We start from the raw sequence: 19,654 nt of genomic DNA, 5'->3' as shown, positions 1-19,654 counted from the left end.
GGGGGAGCCGCCGGGCAGCCTCGGGGCTGCGCGGCGGGGCCCCGGCCGGGCGCGCCGTGGGTCAGGGGCGGCTCGTGAGGTAGCCGCCCATGGCGGTGAAGTACTCGAGGGCGGGCATCTCCCGGCCCTCCTCGGTGCGTACGCGCGTGATGGCGAGGCCGTGGTTGCGTCCGGTGCGGGCGTCGGCTCCGGCGACGACCGCGACGCCCTCGCCCTCGCGGTAGAAGATGCGGCCCGGCGTACCGCCGTAGCGGCCCTGGGACACGACCGCGGACACGATCTCCAGCCGCTTGCCCTTGTGGAAGGTGAACGCGCTGGGGTACGGGGCGGACTGGGCGCGCACGAGACGTTCCAGGACGTCCGCCGGCCAGCTCCAGTCGATCCGGATGTCCTCCTCGGCGCGCTTGTGGAAGAAGCTGGCCTGCGAGCGGTCCTGCCGGGTGAAGTCGCTCTCCCCGGCGGCGATGCGGGCCAGCGCGCCGACGGTGACGGGTCCGATCAGGTCGACCGTCTTGTGGAAGAGGTCGGTGGCCGTGTCGGTCGGGCCGACGGGGACCGACCGCTGGAGGACGATGTCCCCGGCGTCGAGCTCGTCGTCCATCATGTGCGCGGTCACGCCGACTTCGGACTCGCCGTTGATGAGGGCCCAGATGAGGGGCGAGAAGCCGGCGTACTTCGGCAGCAGCGAGTCGTGGACGTTGAGGGTGCCGTGACGCGGCAGGTCGAAGATGCGTGACGGAATGTACGTACGCCAGTTGTTCGCCACGATGATGTCCGGATCGGCCTCCTTGAGGCGCGCGAACAGTTCCTCGTCGTCGGGGCGGTTGCGGATCACCACGGGGACGCCGTGCTCTTCGGCCAGGTCCGCGACCGAGTCGCTCCAGATCTTCTCGTAGGCGTGCTCGCTCTTGGGGTGGGTGAGGACCATCACCACGTCGTGCTCGGAGTCCAGGAGCGCTTGCAGGGTGCGGTGGCCCCAGGTCTGATAACCGAACATGACGACCCGCATGGGGTTCCTCCTCGGGAGAGCGTGAGATCACCAGAAAGTAAAGCAAGCCTTACCTAAGGATGCAACGTGCCTGATTCTCGGCGCTGTTTGCTGGCCTAATGAACGATCTGTCCGCTTTGCCTGGTCGACAGGGTGGCGTGATCAGGTTAGCTTTACCTAAGTTGGCTCGGCCGTCGCTCGTCGGCGTGCCCTGCCCAGGATTCTCCTCGACGCCTCACAGGCGGCTGTCTCGCATGATCGGAGTGACATGTCACAGGCTCTTCCTGGTGACGCACCGGTGATCCATGACCTCATGGGAATCGGCTTCGGGCCGTCCAATGTGGCCATGGCGATAGCGCTCACCGAGCACAACGCACGCGTTGGCAGGCAGGAGGCGGTGACGGCTCACTTCTTCGAGCAGCAGCCGCGGTTCGGCTGGCACCGGGGCATGCTGTTCGAGGACGCCACGATGCAGGTCTCGTTCCTCAAGGACCTGGTGACGCTGCGGAATCCGTCGAGCGAGTACAGCTTCCTCTGCTACCTGCAGAGCAAGGGCCGGCTGATCGACTTCGTCAACCACAAGAACCTGTTCCCGCTGCGGGTGGAGTTCCACGACTACTTCGAGTGGGCCGCGGCCAAGGTCGACGACATGGTGTCCTACGGTCACGAAGTGGTCGCCGTGCGGCCCGTCGTGCGCGAGGGCGTCATCGAGTACATGGACGTGACGGCCCGTTCCGGTGCGGAACTCGTCACCCACCGGGCCCGCAACCTGGTCATCGGCACCGGCCTGCGGCCCTACATGCCCGAGGGTGTCGAGCGCACCGAGCGCGTGTGGCACAACTCCGATCTGCTGCGGCGCGTCGACGGCCTGGACGGCACCGACCCGTCCCGGTTCGTCGTCGTCGGCGCGGGCCAGAGCGCCGCGGAGAACGTGGCCTTCCTGCACCGCCGCTTCCCCGGGGCCGAGGTCTGCGCGGTGTTCGCCCGCTACGGCTACAGCCCGGCGGACGACAGCAAGTTCGCCAACCGCATCTTCGACCCCGCTGCCGTGGACGAGTACTACACGGCTCCCGGCGAGGTCAAGAACAGGCTGATGGACTACCACGGCAATACCAACTACTCCGTGGTGGACATCGACCTGATCGACGACCTCTACCGCCAGTCGTACCAGGAGAAGGTCCTGGGCGAGGAGCGGCTGCGCTTCCTCAACGTCTCCCGGCTCTCGGACGTCGTCGAGACGCCCGACGGCGTCAGGGTGACCGTCGAGTCCCTGGTCTCCGGCGAGGAGACCCCGCTCGACGCCGACGTCGTGGTCTACGCCACGGGATACCGGCCCGCCGACTCCCTCGGCCTCCTCGGCGAGGTCGAGGGGTTCTGCCACCGCGACGACGAGGGCCGGGTGCGCGTCGAGCGCGACTACCGCATCACGACCGACCCGGAACTGCGCTGCGGCATCTACCTCCAGGGCGGTACCGAGCACACGCACGGCATCACCTCCTCCCTGCTGTCGAACACCGCGATCAGGGTCGGCGAGATCCTTGACTCGGTCATCGACAGGACCCCCCGGCCGGCTGTCGGCGAAGCCCAGCTGGTCGCCGACGGGATCGGCACCTCCTCCTAGGAGCTGTCGCCCCGCCCCGCCCCACCCTCTCCTCCTGCCTGGCAGCGCCGTTCTGCCGGGCGTGAGGCATGCACTGTGCAACCCCCGTGAAAGGAACACCCGTGTCCGCTGGTTCCCGCCCCGCGCTGACGAGGATCGTCAGAAACCTTCCCCGCGTGGCCGTCGCGGCCGCCGCCGCCCTCGTTCTGAGCGCGTGTGGCGGTGGCGAGGAGAAGACCGAGTCCAAGCCGTCGGGGGAGGCGTCCGGCGGCACGTCCTCGGCCGCGTTCCCGGTCACCGTCGAGCACAAGTACGGCTCGACCACGATCGACGCGGAGCCGAAGAAGGTCGTGACGCTGGGCCTGTCCGACCAGGACGCGGTGCTGGCCCTCGGCGTGAAGCCGGTCGGCGCGGTCGACTGGTTCAAGGAGACCCCGTACGGCAAGTGGCAGTGGTCGAAGGACCTGTGGGGTTCCACGCCGCCGCAGGTCGTCGGCGAGCGCGACGAGTACAACATGGAGAAGATCGCGGCGCTGAAGCCGGACCTGATCATCGCCCAGTACTCGGGCATGAAGAAGGAGCAGTACGACACGCTCTCCAAGATCGCGAAGGTCGTCGCGCAGCCCAAGGGCTCGGAGGACTACCAGGCGACGTGGCAGGTGATGACGCAGCAGATCGGCAAGTCGCTGGGCAAGGACGCCGAGACGAAGAAGCTGATCGCGGGGATCGACGAGAAGTTCAAGACGGTCCGGGAGAAGCACCCGGAGTGGAAGGACAAGACGGTCGCGGTGGGCGAGCCCGTCGAGCCCGGCAAGTTCTCCGCGTTCTCGCCGAAGGACCCGAAGGTCATCTTCCTGAGCGAGATGGGCTTCACGACCTCCGAGACGTACCGCACGGCGCTGGGCAAGGACAACATCGCCGACCTGAGCTCCGAGCGGTTCGACGTGATGGAGGCCGACCGGACGGTGTGGCTGGGTACCCCGGACACCGAGGCGGCGATGAAGGCCGACCCGCTGTACGCGAAGACCAAGGTCAACCAGGAGAAGCGCGACCTGTTCCTGCCGTACGAAACCCCGGACATCGGCGCCGCGCTCTCCTTCAACACCGTGCTGAGCATCCCGTACGCCATCGACCAGGTCGTCCCGAAGCTCGAAGCCATCAAGTAACGACCAGCCACCGACGCAGGACCAGGGAAAGGCCCAACGAACGATGATGGACGCCGACTCGGACCGGACCACTGCCGCCGGAACCCCCGTCACCGGTGGACAATCCGGGATCTGGCTCGCTCAGCGGATCGAGCCGGACAGTTCGGCCTTCAACGTCTCGTTCACCCTGGAACTGCGCGGTGACGTCGACCTCGACCGCCTGACCGCCGCCGTGCGGCAGGTGGTCGAGGAGGCGGACTGCCTCCACGTCGTCTTCGCGACGACCGGGGACGGCAGCCCCCGCCAGTTCCCCCGCCGCATGCCCGTCGACGTGCCCGTAGTCGACCTGCGCGCCGAAGCCCACCCCGAGGACGCCGCCTGGGAGTGGATGGGCGCCCACCGGACCCGTCCCCTGTCGCTCGCGGACGGCCCGCTGTTCTCGCACACCCTGCTCCGGCTCGCCGACGACCGGGTGCTCTGGTACCAGTGCTACCACCACCTCGTCATCGACGGCGTGAGCATCGGCCTGCTCTCCCAGCGGGTCGGCGAGCTCTACACCGGAACCCGGGAACCCGCCCCCGTCGCCTGGAACGTGACCCGGCTCGCCGCCTCCGAGGAGGCATACCGCGCCTCCGAGACGTACGCCGAGGACCGCGCGTACTGGCTGGAGCGCTTCGCCGACCGGCCGCAGCCGGTCCGCCTCGTCGAGCCCGGCCAGAAGATCATCACGCGCCGCTACCGGCGCACCACCGAACTCTCCGTGGCCGGCACCGACCGGCTCAAGGCCGCCGCCCAGGCGTCCGGGGTCCGCCTGTCCGCCCTGCTGGTCGCCGCCGTGGCCGCGTACACGCACCGCACCACCGGTGAACAGGACCTGGTGCTGGGCCTGCCCGTCACCACCCGCCGGGACCGCGCCATCCTCGGCGTCCCCGGCATGGTCTCCAACATCGTGCCGCTGCGGCTGACCGTACGCCCCGGCACGACCGTCGCCGAGCTGCTCGCCCAGACCTCCGCCCGGATCGCCGAAGCCGTCGCCCACGGCCGGTACCGCGCCGAGGACCTCGCCAAGGAACTCGGCCTGGTCGAGGGCGTGTCCGAGCTCGTCGGCCCCACCGTCAACATCCTCCCCGGCACCGACTGGCTGCGCTTTGGCGACCACGAGTCCGACCTGCGCCCCCAGTGGATGGGCGCGGTCAGCGACCTGGCCGTCAGCGTCGGCGAGTCCGTGCGCGGCGCCGTCCGCGTCCTCTTCGATGCCGACGCCGACCAGTGCACCGAGGACGGCCTCGTCGCCCACCAGGAGCGCTTCGGCATCCTCCTCGACGCCTTCGCCGAGGACCCCGGCCGGCTGATGGGCCGGCTCGACCTCACCACCGCCGCCGAACGCGACCGGCTGCTGGTGGACTTCGGCACCTCCCCGAGCGATTCCCCCGAACTGTCCTGGCCGGCCGCCTTCGAGGCCCAGGTGAGCCGCGCCCCCGGGGCCGTCGCCCTGGTCTGCGAGGACACCGAGCTGACCTACGCGGAGCTCGACGCCGCCGCCAACCGGCTCGCCCGCCTCCTCGCCGCCCGCGGCGTGGGCGCCGAGGACGTCGTCGGCGTGGCCCTGCCCCGCTCGCCCGAGCTCGTCACCGCCCTGCTCGCCGTGATGAAGACCGGCGCCGCCTACCTGCCGCTGGACTCCGACCACCCGCAGGACCGCCTCGCGTACATGCTCCAGGACGCCGGCGCCCGTACGGTCGTCACCGCCCGGGAGCAGGCCGAGGGCCTGCCCGTGCTCCCCGGCCTGGAGCCGCTCCGGCTCGACGACCCGCGGACCGCCGCCGCCCTCGCCGCGCAGGACCCGGCCGCCCTCGGCCTGGACATCCCGCTCGACGGGGCCGCGTACGTCATCTACACCTCCGGCTCCACCGGCCGCCCCAAGGGCGTCGTCGTCCCCCACGACGGCATCGGCAGCCTGATCGCCACCGCCACCGAGCGGATCGGCATCGGCCCGGACAGCCGGGTCGTCCAGTTCGCCTCCGTCGGCTTCGACGTGACGGTCTGGGACCTGGTCATGTCGCTGTGCGTCGGCGGCCGGATCATCGTCGTCCCCACCGAGCGCCGCGTCGCGGGCCCCACCCTCACCGACTACATCGCGGCCCACCGCGCCACCCACATGATCCTGCCGCCGTCGCTGGTGTCGGCGCTGCCGCAGGACTGCGAACTGCCCGAGGGCTGCGTGCTCGTCGTCGGCACCGAGGCCGTCCCCAGCGAGCTGATCGCCCGCTGGTCGCACCGCCTGCGGATCGTCGTCGCCTACGGCCTCACCGAGGCGAGCGTCAACTCCACCCTCTGGCTCGCCCGCCCCGACTGGCAGGGACCCGTCCCGATCGGCGAGCCCGACCCCAACACCCGGGCCTATGTGCTGGACTCCGCGCTGCGGCCCGTCCCCGTCGGTGTCGAGGGCGAGCTGTACGTCGCCGGCCGCGGCCTGGCCCGCGGCTACCTCGGCCGCTTCGGCCTGACCTCCGAGCGGTTCGTCGCCGACCCCTTCGGCGAGCCAGGCACCCGCATGTACCGCACCGGCGACCGGGTCCGCTGGACCGCCGAGGGCAACCTCGACTTCCTCGGCCGCGCCGACGGCCAGATCAAGATCCGCGGCCACCGCATCGAACCGGGCGAGATCGAGAGCGCGTTCATGGCCTGCCCGGGCATCGCGCAGGCCGCCGTCCTCGTCCGCGAGGACCAGCGCGCCGCGAAGCGGCTCGTCGCCTACCTCGTCGCCGACGCCTCCCTGGACGCCGCCGGAGCCGAGGCCGCCGTCACCGCGGCCCGCGCCGAGGCCGCCCAGGGCCTGCCCGACCACATGGTGCCCTCGGCCGTCGTCCGCATGGACGGCCCGCTGCCGCTCACCCCCAACGGCAAGCTCGACGCCCGCGCCCTGCCCGACCCGCGGTGGACCGCCCTGACCGGCGACGCCGCCCCCACCACCCCGGCCGAGACCGCCCTCGCGGCGCTCTTCGCCGAGGTCCTCGCACTGCCGTCGGTCGGCGTCCACGACAGCTTCTTCGAGCTCGGCGGCGACAGCATCGTCGCCATCCAGCTCGTCACCCGCGCCCGGGCCGCCGGCCTCGCGATCAGCCCCCGCGAGGTGTTCCGGCTCCGTACCGTCGCGGCCCTCGCCCTCGCCGCCGGGCAGGCCCCGCGGGCGCCGCGGGCCGCCGCCCCGCTGCCCGAGCCGTTCTCCCTGGTCCCGCTCACCGACGGGGACCGCGCCGCGTTCGCCGAGGGCCTCGGCGACCTGCTGGACGTGGTCCCGGCCACCCCGCTCCAGGAGGGGTTCTACTTCCACGCGGCCATGGACCGGGGCGGCGCCGACGGCTACGCCGTCCAGGACGCCGTCGAACTCGGCGGAGACGTCGACCCCGAGGCCCTCCGGGCCGCCGTCCAGCGGCTCCTGGACCGCCACCCGCTGCTGCGCGCCGCCTTCCGCCAGCACCCCGACGGCCCCGTCGTCCAGGTCATCGGCGCCGACGTCGCCCTGCCCTGGCGGTTCACCGACCTGACCGGCCAGGACCCGGCCCGGCAGGCGGCCGCCGTCGAGGAGACCGCCGCCGCCGAACGCGGCCGCGGCTTCGACCTCGGCGCCCCGCCGCTGCTGCGCGCGGCCCTGGTCCGGCTCGGCGCGCGGAGCTCCGTCCTGCTCCTGACGATGCACCACATCATCGTCGACGGCTGGTCCGTCTCCCTGGTCATGCGGGAACTGCTCGACGGCTACCGCCCCGGCGCCCCCGCCACCGCGACCGCGGCGGACCCCGCCTACCGGGCGTACACCGGCTGGCTGGCCGGCCTCGACCGGGACCTGGCCCGCGCGGCCTGGCGCGACGCCCTGGCCGGCCTCGACGCGACCGACGGCCTCCCCTTCCGCGCCGGCGAGACGCCGGGCGCCGCCTCCGGCCGGGTCACCGTCGAGCTGTCCGCCGAGCGGACCGCCGCGCTCACCGCCGCGACCCGCCGCCTCGGACTGACCCTCGCCGCCGTCGTGCAGGGCGCGTTCGGCCTCGTGCTCGGCGACGTCGTCGGCGCCCAGGACCTCGTCCTCGGCACCACCGTCTCCGGCCGCCAGGCCCCCGTACAGGACATCGAGACCCTCGTCGGCCTGCTCATCAACACCGTGCCCGCCCGGCTCGGCTGGCGCCCCGGGCAGAGCCTCGCCGAGGTCCTCACCGCCTTCCAGGACGGCCAGGCCGACCTGCTCGACCACCAGCACCTCGGGCTCGCCGAGATCCAGCGGGCCGTCGGCCGCGGCGACCTCTTCGACGCGCTCGTCGTCGTCGAGAACCTCCCCGAGGCCGGCGACGCCGCCGACCCGCGGGGCCTCATCCGGATCCTCGGATCCGAGATCCGCGACGCGGTGCACTACCCGCTCGCCCTCACCGTGCTGCCCGGCGCCACGCTGCGGCTCCAGCTGGACCACGACCCGGCCCGGCTCGACGGCGCCGCCGCCGCCCGCTTCGCCGACCGGCTGCTCGCCGTGCTGGACCAGGTCACGGCCGACCCGCACCTGCCGGTCGGCCGGCTCGCCGCGCAGTCCCCGGACGAGCGGCGGGCCACCCTGGCCGCCCTCGCCGGAGCCGAGCGGCGGCTGCCCGTGGACACCCTGCACGGCGCCTTCGCCGCGCAGGCGCGCCGCACCCCCGACGCCGTCGCGCTCGTCCACGAGGACGGCCACACCTCGTACGCCGAACTCGACGCCCGCGCCGAGGCGCTCGCGCACCGGCTGGCCGCCCACGGCGTCGCCGCCGAGTCCGTGGTCGCCGTCGCCGTGCCCCGGTCCGCCGAGACCCTCGTCGCCCTGCTGGGCGTCATGAAGGCCGGCGCCGCCTACCTGCCCGTCGACGTCGACTACCCGGCCGGCCGGGTCCGCCACATGCTGTCCGACTCCGGTGCCCGCACCGTCGTCGCCACCGCGCGGTCCCTGGCGAAGCTGCCCGCCCTCGACGGGGTCACCCCCGTCCTCCTCGACGGCCCCGGGGCGGCCGCGGCCGCCCCCGCGACGGGCGCGCTCGCCCCCGTCGACCCCGACGGCGCCGCGTACGTGATGTACACCTCCGGCTCCACCGGCCTGCCCAAGGGCGTCGTCGTCCCGCACCGGGCCGTCGTCGGCCAGCTGGCCTGGACCGCCGAGGAGTTCGGCTTCGGCCCCGGCGAACGGGTGCTGCACCAGTACTCGACCAGCTTCGACCCCTCCGTCCAGGAGATCTTCGTCCCCCTGCTCACCGGCGGCACCGTGGTCGTCGCCCGGCCCGACGGGCACCGCGACCCCGCCTACCTCGCCGGGCTGATCCGCGCCGAGCGGATCACCAACGTCGACCTCGTGCCGTCCCTGTACACCGCCCTGCTCGCCGAGTACCCCGACCTCACGGACGGCGCCCCCTGGTGGGCGACCCTGCGCCGCGCCTTCAGCGGCGGCGAGGCCCTGCCCGTCCCGCTCGCCCGGCGCTGGCAGGACCGCACCGGAGTCCCCCTGCACAACGTGTACGGGCCCACCGAGGCCGTCATCCAGGTCACCAGCTGGCAGGCGGGCGGCGAGAGCGCCACAGCGGCCACCGTGCCGATCGGCCGGCCCGTGTGGAACACCCGGCTGCACGTCCTCGACCGGTACCTGCGCCCGGTGGCCCCGGGCGAACCCGGCGAGCTCTACCTCGCGGGCGACCAGCTCGCCCGCGGCTACCACGGACGCACCGCGCTCACCGCGGAACGCTTCGTCGCCGACCCGTTCGGCACTCCGGGCGCGCGGATGTACCGCACCGGAGACATGGTCCAGTTCAGCGCGGACGGCGTGCTCACCTACCTCGGGCGCACCGACCACCAGGTCAAGATCAGGGGAAACCGAGTGGAACTCGGGGAAATCGAAGCCCGCCTGCGGGACGAGGCACACGTCGCCGACGCGGTGGTCGTCGCCCGCGACGACGAGCGCGGCGTCAAGCAGCTCGTCGCCTACCTGGTCCCGGCCCGGGGCGGCCCGGCCGACGCGTTCGACACCGAGGCCGTGCGGACCGCCCTGACGGGCACGCTGCCCGCGCCCATGGTGCCCAGCCACTTCGTCGCCCTCGACGCGCTGCCGCTCACCCCGGGCGGGAAGACCGACCTGAAGGCCCTGCCCGCCCCGGCGGTCCGCCGCACGGCCGGCCGCGCCCCCTCGCGAGAGGGCCGCGAGCAGCAGCTCCGCACGATCTTCGCCGAGGTGCTCGGCCTCGACGCGGTCGACGCCGACGAGGACTTCTTCATGCTCGGCGGCGACAGCATCCTCTCCATGTCCGTCTCCAGCCGCGCCCGCAAGGCCGGCCTGTCGGTCAGCCCCCGCGAGGTGTTCGAGCACCGCACCCCGGCCGCCCTCGCCGCCGCCACCGGCGGCGCGGACGCCGCCGCGGCCCCCGCCGCCGACACCGACGGCGTCGGCGACCTCACCCTCCTCCCGATCGTCCACCAGCTCCGCGAGGACGGCGGCCCCATCGGCCGGTTCAACCTGTCGATGCTGCTCCAGACACCCGCGGACGCCGACACCGACCGGCTGACCCGCGTCCTGCGGGCCGTACTGGACCACCACGACGGCCTGCGGACGTCCCTGACCCGCATGGACCTCGGCCCGGCCATCCCGGCCCTCTGGTCCGCCGCCACCGCCCCGGCCGGCAGCGTCGACGCCGCCGCCGTACTGCGCCGCGCCGACGCCGCCGGCCTGGACGACACCGCCCTGCGCGCCCTGATCGCCCGCGAGTCGGACGCGGCCGCCGGCCGCCTGGACCCCGACACCGGCGCCATGCTCCAGGCCGTCTGGTTCGACGCGGGCACCGGCACGGCCGGACGGCTGCTGCTCGTCATCCACCACCTGGTCGTGGACGGCGTGTCCTGGCGCGTCCTGCTCGGCGACCTCGCCGCCGCCTGGGACGCCGAGACCGCCGGGCGGCGCCCCGAACTGGAACCCGTACCGACCTCGCTGCGCCGCTTCGCCCGGGAGACCGCCGAACAGGCCACCTCCCCGCTGCGGCAGGCCGAACTCCCGTACTGGGCCAAGACCCTGGCCCCCGGCGCCGAACTGGTCCCCGGCGCCGACCGGTCCGGCACCGCCGGCTCCGCCCGGGACCACACCGTCACCCTCACCACCGAGGAGACCCGCGCCCTGCTGACGGCCGTCCCCGCCAGCGCGGGAGCCGACGTCACCGAGGTGCTCCTCGCCGCCCTGCGCCTCGCGGTGTCCCGCTGGCGGTCCGGCCGCGGTGGCGACGCGGCGGGCGACCTGCTCGTCGACCTCGAACGCCACGGCCGCGACGCCACCTCCCTGGACCTGTCCCGCACCGTGGGCTGGTTCACCGCCCTGCACCCGGTCCGGCTGCCCGCCGCCGACGGCGCCCTCGACACCCTCAAGGCCGTCAAGGAAGCCGTCCGCTCGGCCCCCGACTCCGGCGCCGGATACGGCATGCTGCGCTACCTCAACCCGCAGCTCGCCCCCGTCTTCGCCCAGCTGTCCACCGCCCAGGTGCTGTTCAACTACTTCGGCCGGCTGCCCGCCGACCAGGCCGTCGACTGGGCGCCCGCCGCCGAGTCCGACGCCCTGTCCGTCGAAGCGGACGCCGGCCTCGCCATGCCGTACCCGCTCCAGGTCAACGCGGTCTGCGCGGACACCCCGCACGGCCCCGAACTGCGGGCCACCTGGACCTGGCCGGCGGACCGGACCCTCGGCGACGAGGACGTCCACGCCCTCGGCCTGGCCTGGGCCGAAGCCCTGCGCGAACTCATCGCCCAGGCCGCCGGATCCGGCTCCGCCACCGGCGCCCTGACCCCCTCCGACCTGCCCCTGGTCCAGCTCACCCAGGCCGAGATCGACCGGGTCCAGCAGACCAGCCCGGTCCCCGTCGCCGACATCTGGCCGCTGTCCCCGCTCCAGGAGGGCATCCACTTCCACGCCAGCTACGACACCGACGGCCTGGACGTCTACACCGCCCAGGACTGCTTCGACTTCGGCCACCGCCTGGACCCGGACCGGCTGCGCACCGCCTGCGCCGCCCTGCTCGCCCGGCACCCCGGCCTGCGCGCCGGCATCACCTCCGAAGGGCTGCCCGCGCCCGTACAGTTCGTCGGCCCGGCCGGCGAGGTCCCCGTCCCGCTCACCGAGACCGACCTGACCGGCCTCACCGAGGAGCGGCGGCAGGCCCGCCTCACCGAGATCGCCGACGCCGACCGGCTGCGCCGCTTCGACCTGGCCGCGCCCCCGCTGTTCCGCCTCCAGCTCATCCGGCTCACCGAGAACACCGACCGCCTGATGCTCAGCCACCACCTGGTGGCCTGGGACGGCTGGTCCCAGTCCCTGTTCCTCGACGAACTGCTGGCCCTCTACGCGGCGTCCGGCGACGACACCGGCCTCGCCGCCCCCGGCAGCTACCGCGACTACCTGAGCTGGCTCGCCGGCCAGGACTTCGACGCGGCCCGCGCCACCTGGAGCACCGCGCTCGCCGGCCTGGAGGAACCGACCCTCGTCGCCAAGAGCCGCGGCGGCGAGCCCACCATCCCGCGCCGCCACTCCCTCGACCTCGGCGCCGACCTCAGCGACCGGCTCCGCGGCTGCGCCCGCGCCCACGGCCTCACCATCAACGCCGTGCTGTCGGCGGCCTGGGCCCTGGTGCTGTCCGCCGCCGTCGGCCGCAGCGACGTGGTGTTCGGCGCGACCGTCGCCGGCCGCCCGGCCGAGGTGCGCGGCGCCGAGTCGACCATCGGCATGTTCCTCAACACCGTCCCATTGCGCGTCACGCTGCGCCCCGAGGAGACCGTCGCCGACCTGCTGCGGCGCGTCCAGTCCGAGCGCATGGCGCTGATGGACCACGAGTACCTGGGCCTCGCCGAGCTCCAGCGCGCGGGCGGCCACCCGGTCCTCTTCGACACCCTCTACGTGCTCCAGAACTTCGCCGACGAGGGCGCCTTCCGCGAACTCACCGACCGCCACGGCATCACCGGAGTCGGCAGCGTCGACTCCACGCACTACCCGATGACCCTGATCGTCAACCCGGCCGAGCGCGTCCAGATCAAGCTGGAGTACCGGCCCGACCTCGTCGACGACGACCAGGCCGCCGCCACCCTGAACCGCTACCGGACCCTGGTGGAGCGCCTCCTCGGCGACCTCACCGCCCCGGTCGGCACCCTGGACCTGCTGCTCCCCGACGAGCACGCCGAGCTGACCGCCGCCTGGGCCGCCGGCGACCAGCCGGTCCCCGACGAGACCGTCGCCGACCTGCTCGCCACGCAGGTCGCCCGCACCCCGGACGCCGTCGCCCTCGTCTTCGGCGCCACCTCCCTCACGTACGCCGAACTCGACGCCCGCATCAACCGGCTGGCCCGGCTGCTGCTGGCCCGCGGCGCAGGCCCCGAGCGGACCGTGGCCCTGGCCCTGCCCCGCTCCATCGAGATGGTCGTCGCCCTGTTCGCGGTCCTGCGCACCGGAGCCGCGTACCTGCCCCTGGACCTGGACCACCCGGCCGACCGGCTGCGCCTGATGGTCGAGGACACCGGGCCGCTGTGCCTGCTCACCACCCTCGCGGTCGCCCCGACCCTGCGCGCCGCCTCCGGCCCGCTCGCCCCCGAGATCGCCCTCGACGACCCGGCCGTCGCCGCCGAGCTGGCCGGACACCCCGGCGGCGAGGTCACCGACGCCGAGCGTCCCGCGTTCGCGCACTCGGTCGCGGGCCGCCTGGAGCACCCCGCCTACGTCATCTACACCTCGGGCTCGACCGGCAAGCCCAAGGGCGTCGTCACCCCGTACCGCGGTCTGACGAACATGCAGCTCAACCACCAGGTGGAGGTGTTCGACCCGGCCATCGCCGCGGCCGGCGGCCGCCGCCTGCGCATCGCGCACACCGTCTCCTTCGCCTTCGACATGTCGTGGGAGGAGCTGCTCTGGCTCGTCGAGGGCCACGAGGTCCACGTCTGCGACGAGGAACTGCGCCGCGACGCCGAGGCCCTGGTCGCCTACTGCGACGACCACCGCATCGACGTCGTCAACGTCACCCCCACCTACGCCCAGCTCCTCATCGAGGAAGGGCTCCTCGACCGGGACGAGAGCGCCGGCAAGCACCGGCCCGCGCTGGTCCTGCTCGGCGGCGAGGCCGTCTCCGACACCGTCTGGACCCGCCTCGCCGACACCGAGGACACCTACGGCTACAACCTGTACGGCCCCACCGAGTACACGATCAACACCCTCGGCGGCTCCACCGCCGACAGCCCGACCCCCACGGTCGGCCGCCCCATCCGCAACACCCGCGGCTACGTCCTCGACGCCATGCTGCGCCCCGTCCCGCCCGGCTGCCCCGGCGAGCTCTACATCGCCGGCACCGGCCTCGCCCGCGGCTACCACGACCGGCCCGGACTCACCTCCGAGCGGTTCGTCGCCGACCCGTTCGGCGGCCCCGGCGAGCGCATGTACCGTACGGGCGACCTCGTACGCCAGCGCCCCGACGGCCTGATCGACTTCCTGGGCCGCACCGACGACCAGGTCAAGATCCGCGGCTACCGCATCGAGCTGGGCGAGATCTCCACCGCCCTGTCCGCGCACCCCGACGTGGCCCACGCCGCCGTCGTCGTGAACGAGCAGGCCGCCGGGAAGCGCCTCGTCGGCTACGTGGTCCCCGAACAGAGCGCCGAACGCGGCGAGGCCCTCGTCCAGAGCCTGCGCGAACACCTCAAGGCCACCCTGCCCGACTACATGGTCCCGGCCGCCCTGATGGCCGTGGACACCCTGCCGCTGACCGTCAACGGCAAGCTCGACACCCGGGCCCTGCCCGCCCCCGAGTTCGCCGGCGCCGGAGCCGGCCGGTCCCCGCGGACCCCGCGGGAGGAGACCCTCTGCGCGCTGTTCGCCGAGGTCCTCGGGCTTCCGGAGGGCGGCGTCGGCATCGACGCCAACTTCTTCGAGCTCGGCGGACACTCACTGCTCGCCACCCGGCTCATCGCCCGCGCCCGCACCGCGCTCGCCGCGGAGCTGGCGATCCGCGACCTCTTCGAGGCCCCGACCGTCGCCGAACTCGCCCTGCGCGCCGGCGGCTCGCGGGCCGACGCACGCCCCGCCCTCGTCGCGGGCGAGCGCCCGGACGAGCTGCCGCTGTCCCACGCCCAGCAGCGGCTGTGGGTCATCCAGCAGATCGAGGACACCTCCGCCGCCTACAACTTCCCGCTGGTGATGCGGCTGCGCGGGAACCTCGACATCGACGCCTGGCGGGCCGCCCTCGCCGACGTCACCGACCGCCACGAGGCCCTGCGCACCCTCTTCGCCGAGCGCGACGGCCGGGCCTACCAGCGGGTCCTGCCCGCCGGACAGGCCCACCCGCCGGTCGAGCACCTGCGCGCCACCGAGGAGGAGGCCCGCGCCCTGGTCGACGCGGCCGTCAACCGTACCTTCGACCTCGCCGCCGAACTGCCGCTGCGCGCCACCGTCATCGAGGTGGCGCCCGGGGAGCACGTCGTCGTGATCCTCCTGCACCACATCACCACCGACGAGTGGTCCGACCGCCCCTTCCTCGGCGACCTGGCCGCCGCCTACGCCGCCCGCCGCTCCGGCAACGCCCCCGTCTGGGAACCGCTCCCGGTCCAGTACGCCGACTACGCGCTCTGGCAGCAGAAGCTGCTCGGCGACCCGGCCGACGCCCGGAGCCTCGCCGCCCGCCAGCTCGACCACTGGCATCGCGCGCTGGACGGCGCCCCCGAGGAACTGGAACTGCCGACCGACCGGCCGCGCCCGGCCCGCCCCGCCTTCACCGGCGCGGAACTCGACGTCGCGTTCGACGGCCCGGCCTACCGGAACCTGAAGCGGCTCGCCAAGGACAACGGCGTCAGCATGTTCATGGTGGTCCACGCGGCCGTCGCGACCCTGCTGCACCGCCTCGGCGCCGGCACCGACATCCCGCTCGGCTCGCCCATCGCCGGCCGCGGCGAGGAGGCCCTCGACGACCTCGTCGGCTTCTTCGTCAACACCCTGGTGCTGCGCACCGACCTCAGCGGCGACCCCACGTTCACCGAACTGCTCGGCCGGGTCCGCGACACCGACCTGGCCGCCTTCTCGCACGCCGACGTGCCCTTCGAGTCGGTCGTGGAGAAGCTCAACCCCACCCGCTCGCTGGCCCGCAACCCGCTGTTCCAGGTGATGGTCGGCTACCACGCCCGCACCGACGGCGAACTGGACCTGGCCGGCCTGGGCGTGGAGTACGTACCGTTCCGCATCCGCTCCGCCAAGTTCGACCTGGTGTTCAGCTTCACCGAGGAGACCGCCGCCGACGGCGACGGCGGATCGCTGGTCTGCCGTCTGGAGTTCGCCACCGAACTCTTCGACCAGGAGACCGCCGAGCTGATCGGCGAGCGCCTCGCGGCCCTCACCGGCGCCCTCGCCGCCGCCCCCGACCTGCCGGTGTCCGCCGCCCCGCTCCTGGTGGGCGACGAGCGGACGCTGGTCCTGGAAGGCTTCAACGGCGCCCCGCGCGCGGTCGACGAGCTGTCCCTGCCCGCCCTGTTCGCCCGGCACGTCGCCGAGCGCCCCGGCGCGGTCGCCCTCGTCGACCGCGACACCCGCCTCGACTACGCCGCGCTGGACGCCCGCTCCAACCGGATCGCCCACCTGCTGGCCGACCGGGGCGTCGGCACGGAGAGCGTGGTCGGCGTCGCCGTGCCCCGCTCGGCGGACATGATCGCCACCGTGCTGGCCGCCCTGAAGCTCGGCGCCGCCTTCCTGCCGCTGGACCTGGTCCACCCCGCGGACCGGCTCAGCTACATGATCGAGGACTCCCGGGCGACCCTGGTCGTCGGCACCGAGCCGGTGGCCGGGAAGATCCCCGCCACCGGCGCCCCGGTCCTGCTCCTCGACGAGCACGCCACCGCCGCGGCCCTGGCACGGCAGCCCGAAACCGCCGTGCCCGCCCCGCGGGTGGCCCTGGACCAGGCCGCGTACGTCATCTACACCTCGGGCTCCACCGGCCGCCCCAAGGGCGTCGTCGTCCCGCACGAGGGCATAGCCAGCCTGGTCGCCACCGCGGTCGACCGGATGGGCCTGGAAAGCGACAGCAGCGTCCTGCAGTTCGCCTCCATCGGATTCGACGTGTTCGTCTTCGAGGTCGCGATGGCGCTCTGCCACGGCGGCCGCCTCGTCCTCATCACCGACGAGGCCCGGGTGGCCGGACCCGCCCTCACGGACTTCCTGGCCGACCACGCGATCAGTCACATGATCCTCCCGCCGTCGCTGGTCTCCGCGCTGCCCGCCGGCTGCACGCTGCCCGAGGGGTCGACCGTCCTGGTCGGCACCGAGACCGTGCCGCCGGACCTCTTCGAGCGGTTCGGCGCCCACGCGAACCTGATCTGCGCCTACGGACTGACCGAGGCCACCGTCAACTCCACCCTGTGGGACTCCCGGGACGCGCGGCTGCGCCCCGGAGCGCGCGTGCCGATCGGCGTCCCGGATCCCAACACCACCGCCTACGTCCTGGACGACCGGCTCCAGCCCGTCCCGCCCGGCGTCGTCGGCGAGCTGTACGTGTCCGGCCGCGGCCTGGCCCGCGGCTACCTCGGCCGCTTCGGGCTGACCGCCGAACGGTTCGTCGCCGACCCCTTCGGCGCTCCCGGCAGCCGCATGTACCGCACCGGCGACCGGGCCCGCTGGCGCCGCGACGGCAACCTCGACTTCCTCGGCCGGGTCGACACCCAGGTCAAGATCCGCGGTTTCCGCATCGAACTCGGCGAGATCGAGGCGGCGCTCGCCGGACACCCCGGCGTCGGCCAGGCCACCGTCGTCCCGGACCGCGCGGGCGACATCGTCCGCCTGGTCGGCTACGTCGTCCCGGAGCACGGCGCCCTCGACCCGCAGGACGTCCGGGCGCACGTCGCCGGGCATCTGCCCGAGTACATGGTCCCCGCGCTCGTCGTCGTCCTCGACGGCCCGCTGCCGCTGACCCCGAACGGCAAGCTCGACCACAAGGCGCTCCCCGCGCCCGACTGGTCCGGCATGTCCGGCGGGGCCCGCCCGGTGGGCGCCACCCAGGCGAAGCTGGCGGAGCTCTTCGGCGAGATCCTCCAGCTCGACGAAGTCGGCGTCCACGACAACTTCTTCGCCCTCGGCGGCCACTCCATGGCCTCCATGCGCCTCCTGGGCCGCATCCGCTCCGAGTTCGGCGTCGAGCTGAGCATCCGCGACGTCTTCGACGCCCTGACCGTCGCCGGCCTCGCCGCCAAGCTCGACGGCGCGGCCGCCGCCCGCCCGGCGCTGCGCCCGGCCGACGGCCCGGCCCCCGCCGACGAGGACACCGCTGCGGCCCCCGTACAGCGCTGGCAGTGGTCGGCGTACCGGCGCTGGGACGGCTTCGACCACGGCCTGGTGCTCCGTTCGCCCGGCGCCCTGGACGCGGCCGCCCTGGCCGCCGCCCTCGACGACGTGGTGACCCGCCACGAGCCGCTGCGCACCCGCTTCACCGAGCGGGACGGCGCCGTGCACCGGCAGCCCGCCGGGCACCCTCTCCTGGAGACGGAGAGCTGCGCCGACCTCGACGCCCGGCTCGCCGAACTCGCCGCGCTCCACCCCGACCTGACCCGCGAGGCGCCCCTGCGCGCCACGCTCCTCACCGACGCCTCGGGCGACCAGGCGCTGCTGCTGACCGCGCACTACCTCGCGGTGGACGAATGGTCCGCAGTCCCCCTGTTCCGCGACCTGACCGCCGCCTACGAGGCCCGTGAGCAGGGCCTGGCCCCCGCCTGGGAGCCGCTGCCCGTCGGCTACTCCGATTACGCGGCCTGGGCGCGGGAGGTCCTCGGCGACCTCGCCGAGCCCACCAGCACCGGCGGCCGCCAGCTCGCCTGGTGGCAGCGGAACCTGGAAGGCGTCCCGCGGGAGCTGGCGCTCCCCGCGGACCGGCCGCGCCCGCAGGCCCCGGCCGTCCGCGGCCCGGGCGGCGACTACGTCTCCTTCGTCCTGGACGAGCGGCTCCACGCGGACGTGGACGCCCTGGCCCAGGCGACGGGCACCAGCATGTTCATGGTGCTGCACTCGGCGCTGTCGGCCCTGCTCACCGCCCACGGCGCGGGCACCGACCTGCCGATCGGCACGATGGTCGCGGGCCGCGGCGAGGAACAGCTCGCCGACCTCGTCGGCTGCTTCTTCAACACCGTGGTGCTGCGCACCGACACGGCGGGGGACCCCACCTTCGCCGAGCTGCTGCGCCGGGTGCGGGAGACCACGCTCAGCGCCCTGGACCGGCAGGACGTCCCGTTCGACGAGGTCGTCCGCGCCACCGGTCTGCCCGCCGGGGGACCGCAGGTCATGGTGATCCACCACGAGCAGGCGGACCTCGGCCAGTTGGAGGGCGGCGTGGGATCCTTCCACGCGGTGCCCACCGGTTCGGCGAAGGCGGAGCTGACGCTCAGCTTCTACGAGCCGCGCGGCGACGGGCCGGTGCACTGCGAACTGATCCACGCCACCGACCTGCTCGGCCGGGCCAAGGCCCGCCGGCTGGCCGAAGAACTTCACCGGCTGCTGCGCCATGTGGTGGCCGAGCCCGGACAGCCGCTCTCGGAGCTGTTCACCGTTATGTCCACGAGGAGTGAGAACGCATGACCACCAACCCGTTCGAGGACCCGCAGGGCCGCTTCCTGGTCCTGGCCAACGACGAGAACCAGCACTCCCTGTGGCCGTCCTTCGTCGACGCGCCGGCGGGCTGGCGGACCGTGTTCGGCGAGGACACCCGTGAGGCGTGCCTGACGTACATCGAGACGAGCTGGACCGACCTGCGCCCCGCGAGCCTGGTCGCCCTGCAGGGCTGACCCGCCCGGCACCACGACGCCGCCCCCGGCGAGGAGAACCTCCTCGCCGGGGGCGGCGTCCGTGCGTTCCCGTCCGTTGCCGTCCGGCCGGGGGACCCGCGG

5 protein-coding genes are annotated in these 19,654 nt (G+C 73.7%); 4 read left to right on the top strand and 1 reads right to left on the bottom strand.

The window, feature by feature from the left end; all coding sequences use genetic code 11:
• Positions 1–61 precede the first annotated feature (61 nt).
• Positions 62–1,009 carry a methionyl-tRNA formyltransferase gene (locus ABT106_RS01480; RefSeq protein ID WP_351270618.1) on the bottom strand — a complete coding sequence of 316 codons (948 nt, stop codon included), beginning with the start codon at positions 1,007–1,009 and terminating at the stop codon, positions 62–64.
• Positions 1,010–1,256: 247 nt separating this feature from the next.
• Between ABT106_RS01480 and ABT106_RS01475 the strand changes: the two genes are divergently transcribed.
• From ABT106_RS01475 to ABT106_RS01460, 4 genes are all read left to right on the top strand, one after another.
• Entirely contained in the window at positions 1,257–2,609 is a 1,353-nt protein-coding gene (locus ABT106_RS01475) for a lysine N(6)-hydroxylase/L-ornithine N(5)-oxygenase family protein (protein ID WP_351270616.1), read from the top strand.
• 101 nt (positions 2,610–2,710) lie between these two features.
• Positions 2,711–3,754: an iron-siderophore ABC transporter substrate-binding protein gene (locus tag ABT106_RS01470; RefSeq protein WP_351270613.1), complete on the top strand. Its 1,044-nt coding sequence runs from the start codon at positions 2,711–2,713 to the stop codon at positions 3,752–3,754.
• Positions 3,755–3,797: 43 nt separating this feature from the next.
• Positions 3,798–19,346, top strand: a complete 15,549-nt coding sequence (locus tag ABT106_RS01465) for a non-ribosomal peptide synthetase (RefSeq protein ID WP_351270610.1) — start codon at positions 3,798–3,800, stop codon at positions 19,344–19,346.
• On the top strand, positions 19,343–19,552 hold the full coding sequence (locus ABT106_RS01460; protein ID WP_351270607.1) for an MbtH family protein: 210 nt from the start codon (positions 19,343–19,345) through the stop codon (positions 19,550–19,552). The genes ABT106_RS01465 and ABT106_RS01460 overlap by 4 nt, the downstream gene beginning before the upstream one ends.
• Positions 19,553–19,654 lie beyond the last annotated feature (102 nt).

This window comes from Streptomyces sp. NPDC002044, from assembly GCF_040296725.1.
In the GTDB taxonomy this organism is placed as follows: domain Bacteria; phylum Actinomycetota; class Actinomycetes; order Streptomycetales; family Streptomycetaceae; genus Streptomyces; species Streptomyces antarcticus.
This window is presented reverse-complemented; position numbering and strand designations above follow the sequence as displayed.